This is a genomic window from Rathayibacter sp. SD072, from assembly GCF_017355185.1.
GTDB lineage: Bacteria > Actinomycetota > Actinomycetes > Actinomycetales > Microbacteriaceae > Rathayibacter.
Genome location: NZ_JADILJ010000015.1, coordinates 15,893 through 33,758, shown reverse-complemented (window position 1 = coordinate 33,758; position 17,866 = coordinate 15,893). Strand labels below are relative to the sequence as shown.

Genomic DNA, 17,866 nt, shown 5'->3' with positions numbered 1-17,866 from the left:
CCCGCGTAGGGTTCGGAGCACCCACGTTCGACGTCGATCAGGAGCACCCCCGGTGGCCACATCCACAGACCTCTCCGTCCAGCTGTACTCGGTCCGCGAGCCCCTCGCCACCGACTTGCCCGCCACCCTCGACCGCCTCGCAGGCATCGGCTTCACGAAGGTCGAGCTCTTCTCGTTCGTCGACCTCGCCGAGGGCTACCGCTCGGCGCTGCCCGCCAGCGGCCTGACCGCCCCGAGCGCCCACGCGCGCCTCCTCGGACCGCAGGAGGGCACCTCCGTCGACGAGATCCTCGACATCGCGGCCTCGCTCGGCGTGCAGACCGTGATCGATCCGCACGTCGACCCGACCCGCTGGACCACCGCCGACGATGTCGAGAAGATCGCCGACGAGCTGAACGCGCTCGTCGACTCCTCCGCCTCGCGCGGCCTCACCCTCGGGTACCACAACCACGCGTTCGAGTTCGAGAACCGCGTCGACGGCCGGAGCGCCTTCGAGCACCTCGCGAGCCTGCTCGACGACCGGATCCTGCTCGAGCTCGACACCTACTGGGCCGCGGTCGGCGGCGACGACCCCGCCGCGGTGCTCGGCCGCCTCGGCGACAAGGTCCGCTTCCTGCACATCAAGGACGGACCCGTCTCGAGCGACACCCAGCAGCAGCTGCCCGCCGGCGACGGCGCGATGGACATCCCGTCGATCCTCGCCGCCGCCCCGCAGGCGCTCGCCGTGCTCGAGTTCGACGCCTACGCGGGTGACATCTTCGAGGGCCTCACCACCGGCTTCCGCTACGTCTCGGAGCTCTCCGCATGAGCGGCGCGGGACGCGTCGGCGTCGGGGTCATCGGCGCCGGGAACATCAGCACCCAGTACCTGACCAACCTCACGGTCTTCCCCGACCTCGAGGTGCTCTTCGTGGCCGACATCGACCTCGAGCGCGCGCAGGCGCAGGCCGAGGCGTTCGGCGTGCCCGGATCGGGCACGGTCGAGGAGCTCCTCGCGCACCCCGGCATCGAGATCGTCGTGAATCTGACGATCCCGGCCGCGCACGTCGAGGTCGCCCGCCGCGCCCTCGAGGCGGGCAAGCACGTCTGGACAGAGAAGCCCTTCTCGCTCGACCGCGACAGCGGTGTCGAGCTGCTCGCCCTCGCGAAGGAGAAGGGCCTGCGCGTCGCGACGGCGCCCGACACCTTCCTCGGCGCGGGCCTGCAGACCGCCCAGCGCGTCATCGAGAGCGGAGCCATCGGGACCCCGCTGTCGGCGATCACGCTCTTCCAGGGCCCCGGCCCCGAGGGCTGGCACCCGAACCCCGAGTTCTTCTTCGCACCCGGCGGCGGACCGCTGCTGGACATGGGTCCGTACTACATCACCACCCTCGTGCAGAACCTCGGGCCGGTCGAGAGCGTCACCGCGGTCTCCTCCCAGGCCCGCGCGACGCGCGTCGTCGGCTCCGGACCGCGCGAGGGCACGGAGTTCCCCGTCACGATCCCGACCCACATCGGCGGACTGCTCCGCTTCGAATCCGGTGCCTCGGCGCAGGGCGTCTGGAGCTTCGAGTCGAGCATGCAGCGGATGGGCTTCGTCGAGATCAACGGCTCCGAGGGCACGCTCGTGCTGCCGGACCCCAACATGCACGACGGCGAGGTCACCCTGTACCGCCGCGGAGAGAAGGAGCCCGAGGTCATCGCGGCCACGGGCTCGACCTTCTCGCGCGGCACCGGTGTGCTCGAGCTCGCCCGGGCGATCCGGGCCGATCGGCCCGAGGCGGCGTCGGGCGATCTCGCGTACCACGTGACCGACGTGATGCTGTCGCTCCTCGAGGCGGCCGACACGGGCGAGAAGGTGCTCGTCGAGAGCACCGTCGCGCCGCGCCCCGCCGTCCCCGAGGACTGGGACCCGAGCGAAGCGACCCTGGTCTGATGAGCGGTGCCCTGCGCGTCGGCGTGCTCGGCGGCGGGTTCATGGCGGCCGTGCACAGCCGCGCGGCCCGCAGCGCCGGCGCGGTCCTGGCGGGCGTCGCCTCCTCCAGCCCGGAGAAGGGCGAGAGGGCGGCGGGCGAGCTCGGCTTCGAACGCGCCTACGCCGACGCGCGGGCGCTGATCGAGGACGACGGCATCGACGTGATCCACGTCTGCACGCCCAACGCCAGCCACGCCGAGCTCGCTCTCGCGGCGATCGACGCGGGCAAGCACGTGGTGTGCGAGAAGCCGCTGGCGGCGACGGTGGCGGAGGCCCAGGCGCTCGCGAGCGCCGCGTCGGCCGCGGGGATCGTCGCCGCCGTGCCGTTCGCCTACCGGTTCCACCCGATGGTGCGCGAGGCGCGCGCCCGGGTCGCCGCGGGCGAGACCGGTCGGCTGGTCACGGTGCGCGGCAGCTACCTGCAGGACTGGCTGCTGGGCGCGTCCGACGACGACTGGCGTGTGGATCCGGCCGCCGGCGGGCGCTCGCGCGCCTTCGGCGACATCGGCTCGCACCTGGTCGACCTGCTCGAATTCGTGTCGGGCGAGCGGATCGAGTCGCTCGCGGCGATCACGAGCACGATCCACGCCGAGCGGGGCGGCCGCGCGGTCGAGACCGAGGACGTGGCCGGAGCGATCGTCCGTCTGGCGGGCGGCGCCGTCGGCACCCTCCTGGTCTCGCAGGTCACGGCCGGGCACCGCAACGAGCTCGTGCTGGAGGTGTCGGGGCTCGAGGAGTCGCTGCGCTTCGAGCAGGAGCTGCCCGAGACGCTCTGGGTCGGGCGCCGCGACAGCGCGGTGCTCGTGCCGCGCGACGGCGCGATCCTCGCACCGGATGCGGCCCGCCTCTCGATCGTGCCCAGCGGGCATCCGATGGGCTACCAGGACGCGTTCACTGCGTTCGCCCGCGACACCTACGCGGCGATCGCCGGAGCCGAAGTCGAGGGTCTGCCGACGTTCGACGACGGACTCCGCGCCGCCCGCATCACCCAGGCCGTGCTCGACGCGGCCGACTCCGGCGCCTGGGTCACCGTGCCCGGCGCGCTCTGACACCCCTGTCGAAGGAGACAGCGCCATGAGCGAGAAGACCTACGCCGCCACGCACCCGGTGACCCTGTTCACCGGCCAGTGGGCGGACCTGCCCTTCGAGGAGGTGGCGCGCCTGGCGTCCGAGTGGGGCTACGACGGCCTCGAGATCGCGGCGTCGGGAGATCACCTCGACCTCCAGCGCGCCGACGAGGACGACTCGTACGCCGCGTCGCGGCTCGAGATCCTGGACCGCCACGGGCTCGAGGTCTTCGCGATCTCGAACCACCTCACCGGGCAGGCCGTCTGCGACGACCCGATCGACTTCCGCCACAAGGCGCTCGTGCGCGACTACACCTGGGGCGACGGCGACGCCGAGGGCGTCCGGCAGCGGGCGGCCGAGGACATGAAGCGCTCGGCCCGCGTGGCCCGGAAGCTCGGCGTCGACGTGGTCGTCGGCTTCACCGGGTCGAAGATCTGGCCCTACGTCGCGCAGTTCCCGCCGGTGCCCGCCTCGGTGATCGAGGAGGGCTACGAGGACTTCGCGACCCGCTGGAACCCGATCCTCGACGAGTTCGACGCCCAGGGCGTCGTGTTCGCGCACGAGGTGCACCCGTCCGAGATCGCCTACGACTACTGGTCGAGCGTGCGGACGCTCGAGGCGATCGACCACCGGAAGGCCTTCGGGTTCAACTGGGACCCGTCGCACATGATGTGGCAGAACATCGACCCGGTCGGGTTCCTCTGGGACTTCAAGGACCGGATCCACCACGTGGACTGCAAGGACACGCGGATGCGCCCGCAGAACGGCCGGGCCGGCGTGCTCGGCTCCCATCTGCCGTGGGGCGACCCGCGGCGCGGCTGGGACTTCGTCTCGACCGGACACGGCGACGTGCCGTGGGAGGACGCGTTCCGCGCGCTCGAGGCGATCGGCTACTCCGGCCCGATCTCGATCGAGTGGGAGGACGCGGGGATGGACCGTCTGCACGGAGCGGCGGAGGCCGTGGGGTTCATCCGCTCGCTGCTCTGGAAGACGCCGACGGCGTCGTTCGATGCGGCGTTCTCGACTCAGTAGGGGGACACTCCGCGAGATGCCACTCCGGTACACGAGTGCACGCGCTCACGGCTTCGCTTCCGGGTGGCTGGACCGAGGGTCTCCACCGATGAGGCGGGCGGCAGGGCGCTGCGGTTCGTCGTGCGGTCGCGCCTCGTCAGTCGGGCCGAAGGCCTGCCGGCCAGGGGTGCGCTACTGGACGCCCACGACGGGCGGCCGGCTGGGAGCGAGCGCGCCGGACACGAGAGCCTGCACCAGTCGATCGGCGTCGTAGTCTGAGTCGCCCGCGGCTCCGATGCAGAGGTTCCCGACACCCTTCAAGAGGCTGTACCCGTTCAGAACCGATTCCCGAGAGGGAGAACCTCGATCTGCCCGGGCCGCGTCGAGGAGAGACCCGCAGACGGGCACGAGGCGGTCGACGAAGTACGCGTGCAGAGCATCCGATCCGGCGCCGTCGCCCTGGAGCGCCCCGGCGAGACCGTGCTTCGTCACCAGGAAGTCCACGAACAGTGCCATCCACTCGCGCAGCGCTGCCTCCGGGGTCGCGCTCTCCGAGAGGAGCCGCGGCCCGGCCTCCGCGCACGCCTCGACCTGGTGACGGTAGACCGCGACGACCAGCTCGGGCCGAGTCGGGAAGTGGCGGTAGACGGTGCCCATCCCGACACCGGCTCTCGCCGCGATCTCGCGTACCGGGGCGTCGACGCCGGACTCCACGAACACCGCCGCGGCCGCATCCAGCAGGGCCTGCTGACTCCGACGGGGACGACCGACCGACCGCACAGCCTTCTGGTCGTCGTTCCGAGTGTCGGGCATGGATTCCTCCGCGTTCGTGGGACCGCTCGCTTGCATTACGGAGCGGTGCTCCGTAATGTTGCGGAGCAGCGCTCCGATAACCAGTATCGCAGTGCGGCTCCCTCGGAAGGAACTCCCATGCCCTCAGCACTCGTCTCCGCGCTGGACGACATCATCGGCGCCGGCAGCCCGGTCGTGTCCGTCGCGCCTGTCGGACTGCTCGCCCCGGATCGCCCCGTGCCGCTGGACGTCCGCGTGTCGGCACCCGCGACCGGCACGAACCTCCCCGTCGTCGTGTTCTCCCACGGCAACGGGTGGAACCTCGACGGCTACGCTCCCCTCACTGCCTTCTGGGCGTCGCGGGGCTTCGTCGTCATCCAGCCCACGCACCTGGACTCCCGCCGGAACGGATTCGGGTTCGACCACCCCGTCTTCCCCACCATCTGGACCGAGCGGATCGCCGACCTCACCCGCATCCTCGATCAGCTCGACACCATCGAAGCCGCTGTCCCCGGCCTCGCCGGCCGCCTCGACCGCGGCCGCATCGCCGCCACCGGGCACTCCTGGGGTGGTCAGACGGCCCAGTCGCTCCTCGGCGCACGGATTCTCGATGAGGACGGTCAGGTCGGTGAGGACATGTCCGACAGCCGCATCACCGCGGGCATCCTCCTCGCCGCCACCGGTCTCGGAGGCGACGACCTCCACCCGTTCGCACAGGCGAACTTCCCGTTCATCCGCCCCTCGTTCCGCGAACTCACCACCCCGACGCTGGTGATCGCCGGCGACCACGACCAGTCGAAGATGTCCAGCCGTGGACCCGACTGGTTCACCGACGCCTACACCCACAGCCCCGGCGCCACCGACCTCCTGACCTTCTTCGGCGCCGAGCACGCCCTCGGCGGGATCGTCGGCTACGAGGTCGCCGAGACCACCGACGAGAACCCGGAACGGGTCGCCGTCATCCAGCGGATGAGCACCGCCTACCTCCGCTCCGCCCTGAACGTCGACGCGACCAGCTGGGCCACCGCCCGCGAGGCGTTCCGCACCAGCACCGACCCGATCGGCCGCGCCGACAGCAAGTGACACCCCCGGCCCTCGCCGCGGCGGACGTCACTGGAGGTGCTTCGGCGGGGCCCGGACGAACCGCTCCACCCCGGCCTCGGCGAGGCGGACCTCGGTCGGGTCTCAGCGACGCCGTCGTCGACGGACGTCGCCAGGTCGGAGCCTCCGTACACGGGCGGGTCGAGGTTCCCGGCGTCGGCCGCGCATCGCGTTGCCGGCCTTCGGACAGCCGCTCGCAGGAGACGGAGGGGAGTCGACGTCGACCGATGCGAGAGAGGGGAGGAGGCTACTCGGCGGCCTTGGCGGCGCGCTCGGACTTCAGGCGGGCCTGCTCGCGGCGGACCTCGGCGTAGCGGTTCTGCTCGACGCGCAGCCACTCGGGGACCTCGTCGAGGAGGGCCTGGATCTCGTCGGTCGTGAGCGCGTCGGTGATGCCGCCGCGGGCGAGGCCCGAGATCGAGACGTTCAGCCGCGAGGCGATGACGGGGCGGGGGTGCGGCCCGTTCTCGCGGAGCTCGACGAGCCACGCGGGCGGGTTCGCGGCGAGCTCGTCGTACTGCTCGCGCGTGATCGCCGACTCCTGGAACTCCTCCGGGGTCGCGGGCAGGAAGATCTGGAGCTTCTTCGCCGCGGTCGCAGCCTTCATCGTCTGTGTCGCCTTGGCCATGCGGCAACCCTACCGTCGCGCGCACAGCGCCTACCCTGGTCGGATGAGCGACGAGCCGGACACCCCGCAGCAGGACGCCGACGTCGTCGGGACGGAGCGCCTGGACGAGGCTGCGGTCGAACGGTCGGAAGGGGACGAGCCGGGTGCGGACCTGCCCGATGCGGACGAGCCCGTCGGCCCGGTGTTCTCGGTCGCTCTCGCGCCGGGCGTCACCCCGACGAAGTGGACGCGCATCTGGGGCGATCGCCGCTCCGACCTGCCGCTGCGGGTGCTGGCGCTCGCCGAGGACGAGACGCCGCGCGCGCTGCTCGACGGCCGCGCGCAGGTCGCGTTCGTCCGCGGGGACGTCGACGCCTCCCTCCTCAGCGCCATCCACCTCTACGACGAGCAGCCCGTCGTGGTGCTCGGCCGAGAGCACGCCTTCGCCGACGCGGAGTCGGTCGACGTCGCCGATCTCGCCGACGAGCACCTGCTGCAGGAGCCGTCGGCCGTGCAGGAGTGGGCGGCCGTCGCGGTGGAGATCGCCGACGGCTCGCGACGTCCCCTGCCGCGGATGGCCGGCCTCGACGACGCCGTCGAGCAGGTCGCAGCGGGAGTGGGCGTGCTGATCGTGCCGCAGGCGATCGCCCGCGTGCACAGCCGGAAGGACGTGCGCGCAGTGCCGGTGACGGGAGTCGCTCCGACGTCCGTGCGCCTGGCCTGGGTCGCGGAGGAGAAGACGGACGACGTCGAGGACTTCATCGGCGTGGTGCGCGGCCGCAGCGCCAACACGACGCGGGGCACGGCGGCGACGCCGAAGGTGGAGTCGCGCGCGAAGGCGGCGAAGGCGAAGGCCCGCGAGGCACGGGAGAAGGCCGAGAAGGCGGGCGGCGGGAAGAAGAAGCCCGCGCGTCCCGGTCCGGCGAAGGCCGTCGTGCGGCGCACGCGGAAGCCCCGTGGCCGCTGACTGGAGTCTGCGCCCCGCCGTCGCCGGTGACGCGGAGTGGATCGCGGAGCTGCGGGCCGTCGTGATGCGCCCGGATCTGGAGCGCCTCGACCGGTACGACGAGCATCGGGTGCGGCACCGGTTCCTCGACGGCTTCGCGCCCGAGCGCACCTGCGTCGTCGCGGTCGACGGCACCGACTCCGGCTGCATCGCCTTCCGCCTCGAGGACGACGCCGTCTGGATCGAGCACTTCTACCTCGCGACCGCCGTGCAGGGGCGGGGGATCGGCTCCGCGGTGCTGCGGCGGATGATGGAGGCGGAGGCCCGCCCGGGGCTGCCGTTCCGGATCGACGTGCTGAAGCTCAGTCCCGCCCGCCGCCTGTACGAGCGGCACGGCTTCCGCTGGGAGCGCGCGGAGGAGTGGGACGACATCCTCGCGACGCCCGTCCCGCCGCTCGAGCGCTGACTCGGCCCGGATCTACACTCGCAGGATGCGCCACGGCATCGTCATCCTCCCGCAGGAGTCCTGGTCCACCGCCCGCCGGAAGTGGCAGTCGGCGGAGGGGCTCGGCTTCGATCACGCCTGGACGTACGACCACCTCTCGTGGCGCTCGCTGGCCGACCAGGTCTGGCACGCGACGGTGCCGACCCTCACCGGGGCGGCGCTCGTCACCGAGACCATCCGGCTCGGCACCTTCGTCGCGTCGCCGAACTTCCGGCACCCGGTGCCGTTCGCGAAGGAGATCGCGACGCTCGACGACATCGCCGGCGGGCGCTTCGTCCTCGGGATCGGCTCGGGCGGCACGGGATTCGACGCGTCGGTGCTCGGACAGCCCCCGTACTCGCCGCGGGAGCGGCACGAGCGCTACGTCGAGTTCGTCGCGGGGCTCGACGTGCTGCTCCGGCACGAGGAGCCCGGCTCGGGCGGCATCGACCTCGACGGCGAGTGGTTCACGGCGCGCGGGGCGCGCATGGTGGGCGAGCCCGTGCAGCGGCCGCGGGTGCCGTTCGTGCTCGCGGCGAACGGTCCGAAGGGCCTCGCGCTCGTGGCCGAGCGGGCCCAGGGCTGGGTCACGACGGGGCCGGAGGCGTCCTCGGGCGAGGAGTGGTGGGCCGCGGTCGGCGTCCTCGGCCGCCGCCTCGACGACGCACTGGAGGCGGCGGGCCGCGATCCGGGGACGCTCGAGCGGCACCTGTCCCTCGACTCCGGACCGCACTTCTCGCTCGAGAGCGTCGACGTGTTCGACGAGATGGTCGGCCGCGCCGCGGAGCTCGGTTTCACCGACGTGATCTCGCACTGGCCGCGCGCCGAGGGGATCTACGCGGGCGACGACGAGGTGCTGTACGAGGTGGCTGCGCGGTTCTGACGGGCGGGCGCCGGGTGGTGGCGGGTCTCGGTACGCCCCGGCTGCTCGACCAGCAGGGAGGCGCAGCTCGGGTGCGGGCGCGCTCTGCTGATCGAGTAGCCCGCTGGCGGGCGTATCGAGATCCGCGGGGCCTGAGTCGGGGGGGGTCTCGATACGCCCCTGCGGGGCTACTCGACCAGCAGGAATCGCGGGGCTGCTCGACCAGCGGGAGGGGCGTGTCAGAGGAGTGTGCGCACGAGCCGGCCGACCACCGGCAGCTCGGTGAAGCCCTCGGACGCGAGGAAGTGGCGGCCGCCGGGGACGACGTCCACCGGAGCGCCGAGCGCGGAGGCCAGGGAGTCCGTCGCGGAGGCGGGCACGAACGGGTCGTCGTCGGAGCGGACGACGTGCACGGCGCCCAGATGCGGGGCCGCCTCGGCGACCACGGAGGCCGGCTCCTCGCCGAGGAAGCCGTCGAGCGCCGGCAGGGCCGGGAGGTGCTCCACGAATCCCGACACCAGCACGGCGCCGTCGACGTGCGTGCCGGTGGCGGCGATCGCGCGGAGGGCGGTGATGCAGCCGAGACTGTGCGCGACCACGACGAGGCGGCCCGGTCCGCGGGCGGATCCCAGAGCCTCCGCGACGCTCGAGCGCCAGGCGGCCGCATCCGGAGCCATCGCGTCGGGCAGGACGACGCGCGTGACCGCCGCGCCGAGCGCCTCGGCCTCGCGCTCGAGCCACGGGAACCAGTGGGCGCGGACCGAGGCGCGGTAGCCGTGGACGATGAGCAGGCGCGAGGACATGCCGGGGACAACCGCGCGGCGCGGAGCAGGATTCCCGGCGGCCGGGGTCACGCCTCCGGGGTGAAGAACGCCTCGATCGCGCGGGCGAGTGCGACGAGGTCGTCGACGTGCGCGAGCTCGCGGGCCGAGTGCATCGAGAGCAGCGGAACGCCCACGTCGACGGTGGCGATGCCGAGGCGGGTCGCGGTGAGGGGCCCGATCGTCGAGCCGCACGGGACCGAGTTGTTCGAGACGAACTCCTGGTACTCGACGCCGGCCTGCGCGCAGACGGCCGCCCAGAGCGCGGTGCCCCGCGCATCCGTCGCGTAGCGCTGCGAGGCGTTGATCTTGAGCAGGGGACCTCCGCCCGCGACGGGGTGGTTCACCGGGTCGTGCCGGTCGGCGCGGTTCGGGTGCACGGAGTGGCCCGCGTCGGCCGAGAGGCACCAGGACGCGGCGATCGCGCGCGCCCGCTCCTCGACTCCGGCGCCGAGGGAGGCCGAGACGCGGTTCAGCACGTCCTCGAGGAACGGGCCGCTGGCTCCGGAGCGGCTGGCGGACCCGAGCTCCTCGTGGTCGAAGGCGGCGAGCACGCTGATGTGGCGCGGCGGGGCGGAGGCGGCGCTCGCCGCGAGCAGGGCGACGAGGCCGGCGTGGACGGAGCTGAGGTCGTCCATCCGCCCGGCCGCGAACAGCGCGTCGTCGAGGCCGAAGCGCCGGGGCGGCTGGGTGTCGCAGGTGACGAGGTCGTAACCGGCGATGTCGGACGCGTCGGTGAGGCCCGCCTCGGCGGCGAGGAGGTCGAGCAGATCGACCTCGGAGGAGTCGCCGAGGCCGAACACCGGCACGGTGTGCTTCTGCCGGTCGAGGGTCAGGCCCTCGTTCTGCTCGCGGTCCAGGTGGATCGCGAGCTGGGGGATCCGGAGGAACGGCCCGGTGCGCAGGAGCAGCTCTCGCCCGTCGTGCGTCACCACGCGGCCCGCCAGCTCGAGCTCCCGGTCGAGCCAGGAGTTGAGCAGCGGCCCGCCGTAGATCTCGACGCCGGCCTGCAGCCAGCCCTCCGACCCGATCGTCGGCCGCGGCTTGAGGGTGAAGCCGGGGGAGTCGGTGTGCGCGCCCAGGATCCGGAACGGCGTCACGGCATCGGCGGTGGCCGGGACGTGCCACGCGATGATCGCGCCGTCGCGCACGACGTAGTACCGGCCGGGCTCGGCGGGCCACGCCCGGGTCTCGTCCAGGCCGGTGAACCCTGCGGCGTCGAGTCGCCGCGCGGTCTCGGCGGCGGCGTGGAAGGAGGAGGGGGAGGCCGTCAGGAACTCGGCGAAATCGGCGATGCGGGCGTCACGATCGGTCATCCGTCCAGTGAACCATCCGGCTCTCGGGCTTCCGTGCGCGGAACTCGCAGGTTGCGCCGGGATCGGAGTCCCCAGGGCCGCGACAGCCCGTCAGGGGCGTCCGAGTCGACCGGGCGCGATGCTCTCGCCGCGCTCCTCGACATCGAGATCGGACCCGCCGAAGACATCGGGTCGGTGATGCGCTCGATCGCGCGGCGACGCCCGCCATCGGGTCGCTGCTGGGCGCCTCCAGTGTCGTCTGATCCGAGGTCCGACGGCTCGGCGCTGGCCGGAAGGTCGACGGGCCGGCGCTCTCGTCACGGGAGCGGCCGTCAGCGCGAGGTGACGGTCGCGTGGGGTCGCTGACGAGCGTCACGGCAGAGGCGCTTGCCACGAGCGAGCCACCTCGAGCGACGAATCGTCGTGAGCGATGAGCTCGGCGAAGCCCGGAGGGATGACGGCGAGTGCGGTATGCATCCGCATCACCACAGCGTGGTCGGTGCTCTCGTGCGTGCTGGTGCGGGAGGGGTCATCGGTGCCGAGGACGAGGAGGCTGGTGCCGCCGGCTGCAGCGAGGAGGCTCTGGACGGTCTCGCCGTGCGCGAACCGGAGGTCGACGGCGAGTGCGGGATGCTCTGTGCGCACGGACGCGACGACGTCGGCGATGTCGAGCCGGAGGCTGTCGATCTTCTGGTCGATGCGGGTGGCGGGGCAGTCGGCGCCGTCCTCCTCGATCGGGCGGAACCGCCAGCTCTGCACGATGACGAGGGGCTCGGACCGACGGTCGGCTTCGTCTGCGGCGAAGGCCAAGGCGGCCACTGCGGCGGCTGATCCGTTGTACCCGATGACGATTCCGGGGGCACCGTGGCTGGCGTCGATCGGCACGATGACGACGGCGATCGCGCCGCGTCGAGTCAGCACCATGCCGAGCGAGCGCTCGAAGCGGCGAGGATGCTCGTTGCGGGTGTCGGTGCCGACGACGAGGAGGGTGCCGTCCTGGCAGCGGCGTTCGAGTTGCTCGACGGGGTCGCCACGCAGAAGCTCGGCAGTGAAGCGGATCCCCGTGCGATCGCGTTGGAGTGCCGCGGCGAGGTCGTCGAGGGCCGAGTGCGGGATCGGGCGCGTGTCGGAGGGAGCGGTGACATGGCAGAGGACGACATGGCGATCGAGGAGGTACTCGCGGGTGATCGCCCAGTCGAGTGCGGCGAGGGCGGCGGTGGTGCCGGCCCAGGCGACGAGTGTGGTCATGACGATGTCCTCGGTCTGTCGCGGGTCATGTCGCTGGGAGCGCGTCGACTGCGGACGTCACCAGGGCAGTGTGTCCGACGATGGCGGCGCGGGCGCGGTCGAGCGCGGTGTGTTCGAGGTCGTCGCCGGTCTCGACGAGGAAGCTCATGGGAGCAGTGAGGGAGCGGAGCCCGTGACCGGCGGGGCGTCGCTCGACGTGATCGGAGGCGGCGCCGCTGAGGATGTGCGGGATGCCGGTGCGGGTACCGAAGGAGGCGGCCAGTGCGGTGAACGGGGGAGGCACGTGGAGCCGTTCGCGGACGCCGATACCTCCTGCATCGCTGTCGAGGCGGGCGTTCATCGTCCACTTGGGTGCCTCCGCCCGAGTGCGGACTGAGGAGATCCCATGACCACGCGTCGGTCCCCCGACGACGAGCAGGTCGACGCCCTCCAGGCGGAGTGCGGCGTTGACGTCGACGACCTCGACGTCGAGTGTCTCGGCGAGGCCACGGCCGATCGCTTCGGCGATGAGGTGGGTGGTTCCGAACTGGGATTCGTAGACGACGAGCGCGCGCACGGGGTGCCTTCCGATGAGTGGCGGCGAGGGCCTCCGTCTCCACTCTGCGCTCTGTTCAGCGGGCGGGAGTAGGGCCGTTGGTCCCCTTCCGCCGCACGCTCCGCGATCCTGATCCGGCGACGTACGCTCGCCCGATGACGAGCCCGCATCGCACGCCCCTTCCCTTCACCTGGCACCAGAAGCACAGTCGGTCGCTGACCTTCGGCGAACGGGCGGCGGATGTGCTGCGCAACTCGATGGGCAGCTGGCGGTTCGTCTTCGGTTTCGTCGCGTTCATGCTCGTGTGGGCGATCGTCAACTCGTTCGCGGCGGGGTGGGACGAGTACCCGTTCATCCTCCTGAACCTGTTCCTGAGCATGCTCGCGGGACTGCAGGGGGCGATCCTGCTGATCGCGGCGAAGCGTCAGGACGGTATCGCCGCGGCGCTCTCCCAGCACGATTTCGAGACCGACGTGACCGCGAGGGCTGACATCGAGGTGCTGCTCGAGATCAACCGCGAGCAGGCGCTCCTGCTGGAGGAGATGCGGGGGATCCTGCGTCGCCTCGACGAGGGGGCGCTCCCGGCGGTGCTGTGACCGGCCAGGCGCCGAGGACGAGGAACAGCAGGACGAGCTGGAGGACGACTGTCCCGAGGTGGATCGTGTGCAGGAACGAGCGATGAGGCGAGCGCCCGCGTCTCCTGTCGCGGAGCCCGGGACGTTCGACCCTGTCCGCACGGTCCGGCTCGGGCGAGTCTGGAGGGAGCCGGACCCGGCTGCCAGCAAGGGATGCCTGATGAATGCACAGCTCGTCGTCGGATGGGACGGGTCCGCTTCGGCGCGACGCGCACTCGAGTGGGCACTGGCGCAGAAGGCCGAGTCGATCCTCCTCGTCGAGGTCGTCGACGGTCTCGACCGGTACAGCGGCAACGATCTCAGCGCCGATCCGCGCGCGGGCGGAGCCGTCTCGGTCGAGACCGCGGCCGCCGACGCGGAGCGAGCGAACCCCGGCGCCGTGGTGCACACCCGCGTGCTGACCGGTCATCCGGTAGAGCAGCTCGCCCGCCTCTCCGGCCCCGGCACGCTGCTCGTCGTCGGCGACCGCCGACGCACCCTCCTCCCACTCCGCGGCGGCTGGAGCATCGGCGCCCGACTCGCCGGGAGAGCCGCCGGCCCCGTCGCGATCATCACCGAGGACGCGGCGGGCGACGGATCCGGGGTGCTCGTCGGGATCGACGACTCCGACGACGCCCGCGCCGCACTCGCGTTCGCCGCCTCCTGGGCGGCGCGCACGCAGCAGACGCTGCACGTTCTGCACGCCTGGCGCACGCCGTTCCTCTGGAACGACGGCGTCCCGCCCGAGACGCTCCTCGGGGACATCACGGCTCAGCACGCCGAGGTCCTCGCGGACGCCGTCGCCGAGGCGCGCCGGCTGCACCCCGGGCTGGTGGTCGAGGGCGTCGAGGTCGACGGGGTCGCGGCCCGATCTCTGCTCGACGCAGCCTCCGGTCGCGCGCTTCTCGTGGTCGGTGACGGAGGCGTCTCCCGCCTCGAGCGGATGCTGATCGGCTCCGTCGGCCACGACGTCCTCGTGAACCTGGCCGTTCCCACCGTCATCGTCGGTCGGCACAGCCCCGCTCCGAAGCCGAAGCCGAAGCCGATCGTCGAAGCGCCCGCCCGGCCTCAGGCACCGACCCGCACCGTCGTCGCCTGGGGCGGTGACGCCCCCTCCCGATCCGCGGTCGAGTGGGCTCTGATCCGTGAGACGTCCGGGAGCGTCGAGGTGGTCATGATCGCCGACGAGTCCGCGAGCGTCCCCGATTCGGTCGCCGCCGCCGAGGCGGTCGCGCTGGACGATCGGGAGCTCTCGCGGATGCTCGAGCAGGTCAGCGGCGCCGCTCCCGATGTCGCCCTGCACGGCCGGGTCGTCCGCGGCTTCGTTCTGCACACCCTTGCCGCGCTGACGCGACCCGACACCCTCCTGGTCGTGGGGACGGAGGATCGCGAGGGCCCGCGGTTGCGATTCGGGCTCTCGGTCGGCGCTCATCTGCCCGCGCTGGCTCACGGGCCGTTCGCGATCGTGCCGCAGACTCTGGACCCGGCGCTGACCGGCGTCGCGGTCGGCGTCGACGGCTCGGCAGCGTCGAACGCGGCGATCGTCGTCGCCGCGGCAGAGGCGGCGCGACGCGGGCAGACGCTGCACCTGGTGCACGCGTGGACCGAGCCTGCCCTCTACGACAGCACCTTCCTCCTCGACGGCGAGTTCATCCGCTCGCTCGAGGCCGACCACCGCTCGATCCTCGACGCTGCGGAGCGAGTCGCTCTGGGGAGCGGTTTCGACGTGCGCATCGAGACGCACCTGGTCGGCGGCGATCCGGCGCTTGCCCTCGCCCATCTGTCGCCGAAGGCGGCGACGATCGTCATCGGCACCCGCGGACTCTCGGGCTGGCGCCGACTGGTGCTCGGTTCCGTGAGCCGCGACCTGATCCTCAACCTCGACACGCCCCTCATCGTGATCGGCCACCCGGATGCGCGACCTCTCGATGCCGCCACCCGCGATCAGCACGAGGTGGTCTCCGCATGAGCATCCTCGACCTCCTCGAGACCGCCCCACCGGCCCGATGGCAGTCACGGGCACCGCAGGTCCTCTCGGACCGGTCCCTCGACGAGCTGGACGCCTGGTGGCGCGCCGCGAATTATCTGTCGATCGGGCAGATCTACCTCCTCGACAACCCGCTCCTGCGCGAACCTCTCGCCGCCGCTCACATCAAGGCGCGCCTGCTCGGGCACTGGGGGACGACTCCGGGGCTGAACTTCGTCTACGCGCACCTCAATCGCGTCATCCGCGACCGCGATCTGAACGTGATCTTCGTCACCGGTCCTGGCCACGGCGGCCCGGGGATGGTCGCGAACACCTATCTCGACGGCACCTACAGCGAGGTCTACGACGACATCGACCGCAGCGTCGACGGGATGCGGAGGCTGTTCCGGCAGTTCTCGTTCCCCGGCGGGATCCCTAGCCATGTGGCACCGGAGACGCCGGGGTCGATCCACGAGGGCGGCGAGCTCGGCTACTCGCTCTCGCACGCCTACGGCGCCGTCTTCGACAACCCGGACCTGCTCGTCGCGGCTGTCGTCGGCGACGGCGAGGCCGAGACCGGTCCGCTGGCGACGAGCTGGCACGGGAACAAGTTCGTCGACCCGCTGCACGACGGCGTCGTCCTGCCGATCCTGCACCTCAACGGCTACAAGATCGCCAACCCGACCGTCCTCGCCCGCATCCCCGAACGCGAGCTCGAGCAGCTGATGCGCGGCTACGGGCACACGCCGTACCTCGTGTCGGGAGGCTTCGACGGTGAGGATCCGCGCGCGGTCCACCGCCGCCTCGCCACCGCTATGGATCTGGCGCTGAATCAGATCGCCGAGATCAAGGCGGACGCGCTCTCCGGCAGGCTCGACGGGCGGCCCGCGTGGCCGATGATCATCCTCCGCACCCCGAAGGGCTGGACCTGCCCCGCGTTCATCGACGGCCTGCCCGCCGAGAACAGCTGGCGCTCGCACCAGGTGCCCCTCGCGAACGTGCGCGACAACTTCGAGCACATCGCGGTGCTCGAGCAGTGGATGCGCTCCTACCGCCCCGAGGAGCTGTTCGACGAGGCCGGCGCACCCGTACCCCCCGTCACCGCGCTCGCGCCGGACGGCGCGCGCCGGATGAGCGCGAACCCCGTCGCGAATGGCGGACTGCTGCGCCGGCCGCTCCGGCTCCCGGATTTCCGCGATTACGCCGTCGACGTGCCCTCGCCCGGAGCGACGACCAGCTCGGCGACGACCGTCCTCGGCACCTGGCTGCGCGACGTCATCGTCGCGAACCCGCACGACTTCCGCATCTTCGGACCGGACGAGACCGCGTCGAACCGGCTGCAGGCCGTGTTCGAGGTCACCGACAAGCAGTGGGACGCCCAGGTGCGCGTCGCCGACAGGGACAACCACCTCGCGCGCTCCGGCCGCGTCGTCGAGATGCTCAGCGAGCACCAGTGCCAGGGCTGGCTCGAGGGCTACCTCCTCACCGGCCGGCACGGGCTGATCAACTCCTACGAGGCGTTCGTGCACATCGTCGACTCGATGGTCAATCAGCACGCGAAGTGGCTGAAGTCGTCTCGCGCGATCGCCTGGCGCCGGCCCGTCTCGTCGCTGAACTACCTGCTCAGCTCCCACGTCTGGCGGCAGGACCACAACGGCACCTCGCACCAGGACCCCGGCTTCATCGACCACGTGATGAACAAGAAGGCCGACATCGTGCGGGTCTACCTGCCGTTCGACGCGAACACCCTGCTCTCGACCTACGACCACTGCCTCCGTTCCGTCGACTACATCAACGTGGTGGTCGCCGGGAAGCAGCAGGAGGCGAACTGGCTCTCGATGCCGCAGGCGATCGAGCACTGCACCCGCGGCCTCGGTGTCTTCGGCTGGGCCGGGTCGGAGATCGCGGGGGAGGAGCCCGACGTGGTCCTCGCCTGCGCCGGCGACGTCCCCACCCTCGAGGTCCTCGCCGCCGCGGCCCTGCTGCGCGCCGAGGTGCCGACGCTGAAGGTGCGGGTCGTCAACGTCGTCGACCTGATGCGCCTGCAGAGCGAGGGTGAGCATCCGCACGGGCTCAGCGACGCGGACTACGACGCCGTCTTCACCACCGACAAGCCCGTGATCTTCGCGTACCACGGCTATCCGTGGCTGATCCACCGGCTCACCTACCGCCGGCACGGGCACGCGAACCTGCACGTGCGGGGCTTCATCGAGGAAGGGACCACGACCACTCCGTTCGACATGGTGATGCTGAACGACCTCGACCGGTACCGGCTCGTCCTCGACGTGCTCGACCGGGTACCCGGGTTAGCGGCCCGCGAGGCGGGCTTCCGGCAGCGGATGCAGGACGCGCGACTCGAGGCCCGGGCGTACACGCGCGAGCACGGCGTCGACATCCCGGCCGTCGCCGAGTGGAGTTGGACAGGGAGCGGCCCGCAGGGCGCGACGTACCACCGCGTCGATGTCCACCCGCACGGTCACGAGGCGGCTGAGCGGGCTGCCGCGCTCCAGTAGGTCGCGCAGGGGGGAAGGGCCGGGCGGTCATCGCCCGGCCCTTCCTCGAT

Annotated in this window: 17 protein-coding genes; 11 read left to right on the top strand and 6 right to left on the bottom strand. The window is 71.9% G+C overall.

What is annotated here, in order from left to right; genetic code table 11:
• The first annotated feature begins 52 nt into the window (after positions 1 to 52).
• The 4 genes from IOC53_RS08125 to IOC53_RS08110 are packed head-to-tail and all read left to right on the top strand — an operon-like array spanning position 53 to position 4,053.
• Positions 53 to 808, top strand: a complete 756-nt coding sequence (locus IOC53_RS08125) for a sugar phosphate isomerase/epimerase (protein ID WP_307786111.1) — start codon at positions 53 to 55, stop codon at positions 806 to 808.
• Positions 805 to 1,914, top strand: a complete 1,110-nt coding sequence (locus tag IOC53_RS08120; RefSeq protein WP_207404501.1) for a Gfo/Idh/MocA family protein — start codon at positions 805 to 807, stop codon at positions 1,912 to 1,914. The genes IOC53_RS08125 and IOC53_RS08120 overlap by 4 nt, the downstream gene beginning before the upstream one ends.
• Entirely contained in the window at positions 1,914 to 3,002 is a 1,089-nt protein-coding gene (locus tag IOC53_RS08115; protein WP_207404497.1) for a Gfo/Idh/MocA family protein, read from the top strand. Before IOC53_RS08120 ends, IOC53_RS08115 begins: the two co-directional genes overlap by 1 nt.
• A gap of 25 nt (positions 3,003 to 3,027) precedes the next feature.
• A complete protein-coding gene (locus IOC53_RS08110; protein ID WP_207404494.1) occupies positions 3,028 to 4,053 on the top strand; it encodes a sugar phosphate isomerase/epimerase in 1,026 nt (341 codons plus the stop codon).
• 171 nt (positions 4,054 to 4,224) lie between these two features.
• Here the strand turns inward: IOC53_RS08110 and IOC53_RS08105 are convergent, their stop codons facing one another.
• Positions 4,225 to 4,845 (bottom strand): TetR/AcrR family transcriptional regulator, encoded by a 621-nt coding sequence (locus IOC53_RS08105; RefSeq protein ID WP_207404490.1) that lies wholly within the window; start codon positions 4,843 to 4,845, stop codon positions 4,225 to 4,227.
• A 117-nt stretch (positions 4,846 to 4,962) separates the two neighbouring features.
• Here IOC53_RS08105 and IOC53_RS08100 point away from each other — a divergent pair, with 117 nt between their 5' ends.
• Positions 4,963 to 5,907, top strand: coding sequence for an alpha/beta fold hydrolase (locus tag IOC53_RS08100; RefSeq protein WP_207404486.1), 945 nt, complete (start codon positions 4,963 to 4,965; stop codon positions 5,905 to 5,907).
• A 265-nt stretch (positions 5,908 to 6,172) separates the two neighbouring features.
• Here IOC53_RS08100 and IOC53_RS08095 read toward each other — a convergent pair whose 3' ends face one another.
• The gene (locus IOC53_RS08095) at positions 6,173 to 6,553 is read right to left on the bottom strand and encodes a DUF5997 family protein (RefSeq protein ID WP_242683089.1); all 381 of its coding nucleotides are present in this window, start codon (positions 6,551 to 6,553) and stop codon (positions 6,173 to 6,175) included.
• 43 nt (positions 6,554 to 6,596) lie between these two features.
• Here IOC53_RS08095 and IOC53_RS08090 point away from each other — a divergent pair, with 43 nt between their 5' ends.
• The 3 genes from IOC53_RS08090 to IOC53_RS08080 are packed head-to-tail and all read left to right on the top strand — an operon-like array spanning position 6,597 to position 8,845.
• Positions 6,597 to 7,499 carry a LysR family transcriptional regulator substrate-binding protein gene (locus IOC53_RS08090; protein ID WP_207404483.1) on the top strand — a complete coding sequence of 301 codons (903 nt, stop codon included), beginning with the start codon at positions 6,597 to 6,599 and terminating at the stop codon, positions 7,497 to 7,499.
• Positions 7,489 to 7,944 carry a GNAT family N-acetyltransferase gene (locus tag IOC53_RS08085; protein WP_307786110.1) on the top strand — a complete coding sequence of 152 codons (456 nt, stop codon included), beginning with the start codon at positions 7,489 to 7,491 and terminating at the stop codon, positions 7,942 to 7,944. Before IOC53_RS08090 ends, IOC53_RS08085 begins: the two co-directional genes overlap by 11 nt.
• A 25-nt stretch (positions 7,945 to 7,969) precedes the next feature.
• Entirely contained in the window at positions 7,970 to 8,845 is an 876-nt protein-coding gene (locus IOC53_RS08080; RefSeq protein WP_207404479.1) for an LLM class flavin-dependent oxidoreductase, read from the top strand.
• A gap of 218 nt (positions 8,846 to 9,063) precedes the next feature.
• Here the strand turns inward: IOC53_RS08080 and IOC53_RS08075 are convergent, their stop codons facing one another.
• The 4 genes from IOC53_RS08075 to IOC53_RS08060 form a co-directional block, all read right to left on the bottom strand.
• Positions 9,064 to 9,627 carry an alpha/beta hydrolase gene (locus IOC53_RS08075; RefSeq protein ID WP_207404476.1) on the bottom strand — a complete coding sequence of 188 codons (564 nt, stop codon included), beginning with the start codon at positions 9,625 to 9,627 and terminating at the stop codon, positions 9,064 to 9,066.
• A 47-nt stretch (positions 9,628 to 9,674) separates the two neighbouring features.
• Positions 9,675 to 10,961: a M18 family aminopeptidase gene (locus tag IOC53_RS08070; RefSeq protein ID WP_207404472.1), complete on the bottom strand. Its 1,287-nt coding sequence runs from the start codon at positions 10,959 to 10,961 to the stop codon at positions 9,675 to 9,677.
• A gap of 351 nt (positions 10,962 to 11,312) precedes the next feature.
• Complete coding sequence (locus IOC53_RS08065; RefSeq protein WP_207404468.1) at positions 11,313 to 12,188, bottom strand: universal stress protein; 876 nt, start codon at positions 12,186 to 12,188, stop codon at positions 11,313 to 11,315.
• A gap of 25 nt (positions 12,189 to 12,213) precedes the next feature.
• Complete coding sequence (locus IOC53_RS08060; RefSeq protein WP_207404459.1) at positions 12,214 to 12,744, bottom strand: flavodoxin domain-containing protein; 531 nt, start codon at positions 12,742 to 12,744, stop codon at positions 12,214 to 12,216.
• 134 nt (positions 12,745 to 12,878) lie between these two features.
• Between IOC53_RS08060 and IOC53_RS08055 the strand changes: the two genes are divergently transcribed.
• The 3 genes from IOC53_RS08055 (at position 12,879) to IOC53_RS08045 (ending at position 17,816) form a co-directional block, all read left to right on the top strand.
• A complete protein-coding gene (locus tag IOC53_RS08055; protein ID WP_242683088.1) occupies positions 12,879 to 13,319 on the top strand; it encodes a DUF1003 domain-containing protein in 441 nt (146 codons plus the stop codon).
• Positions 13,320 to 13,518: 199 nt separating this feature from the next.
• Complete coding sequence (locus IOC53_RS08050) at positions 13,519 to 15,306, top strand: universal stress protein (protein ID WP_207404456.1); 1,788 nt, start codon at positions 13,519 to 13,521, stop codon at positions 15,304 to 15,306.
• Positions 15,303 to 17,816 (top strand): phosphoketolase, encoded by a 2,514-nt coding sequence (locus IOC53_RS08045; protein WP_207404453.1) that lies wholly within the window; start codon positions 15,303 to 15,305, stop codon positions 17,814 to 17,816. The genes IOC53_RS08050 and IOC53_RS08045 overlap by 4 nt, the downstream gene beginning before the upstream one ends.
• Positions 17,817 to 17,866 lie beyond the last annotated feature (50 nt).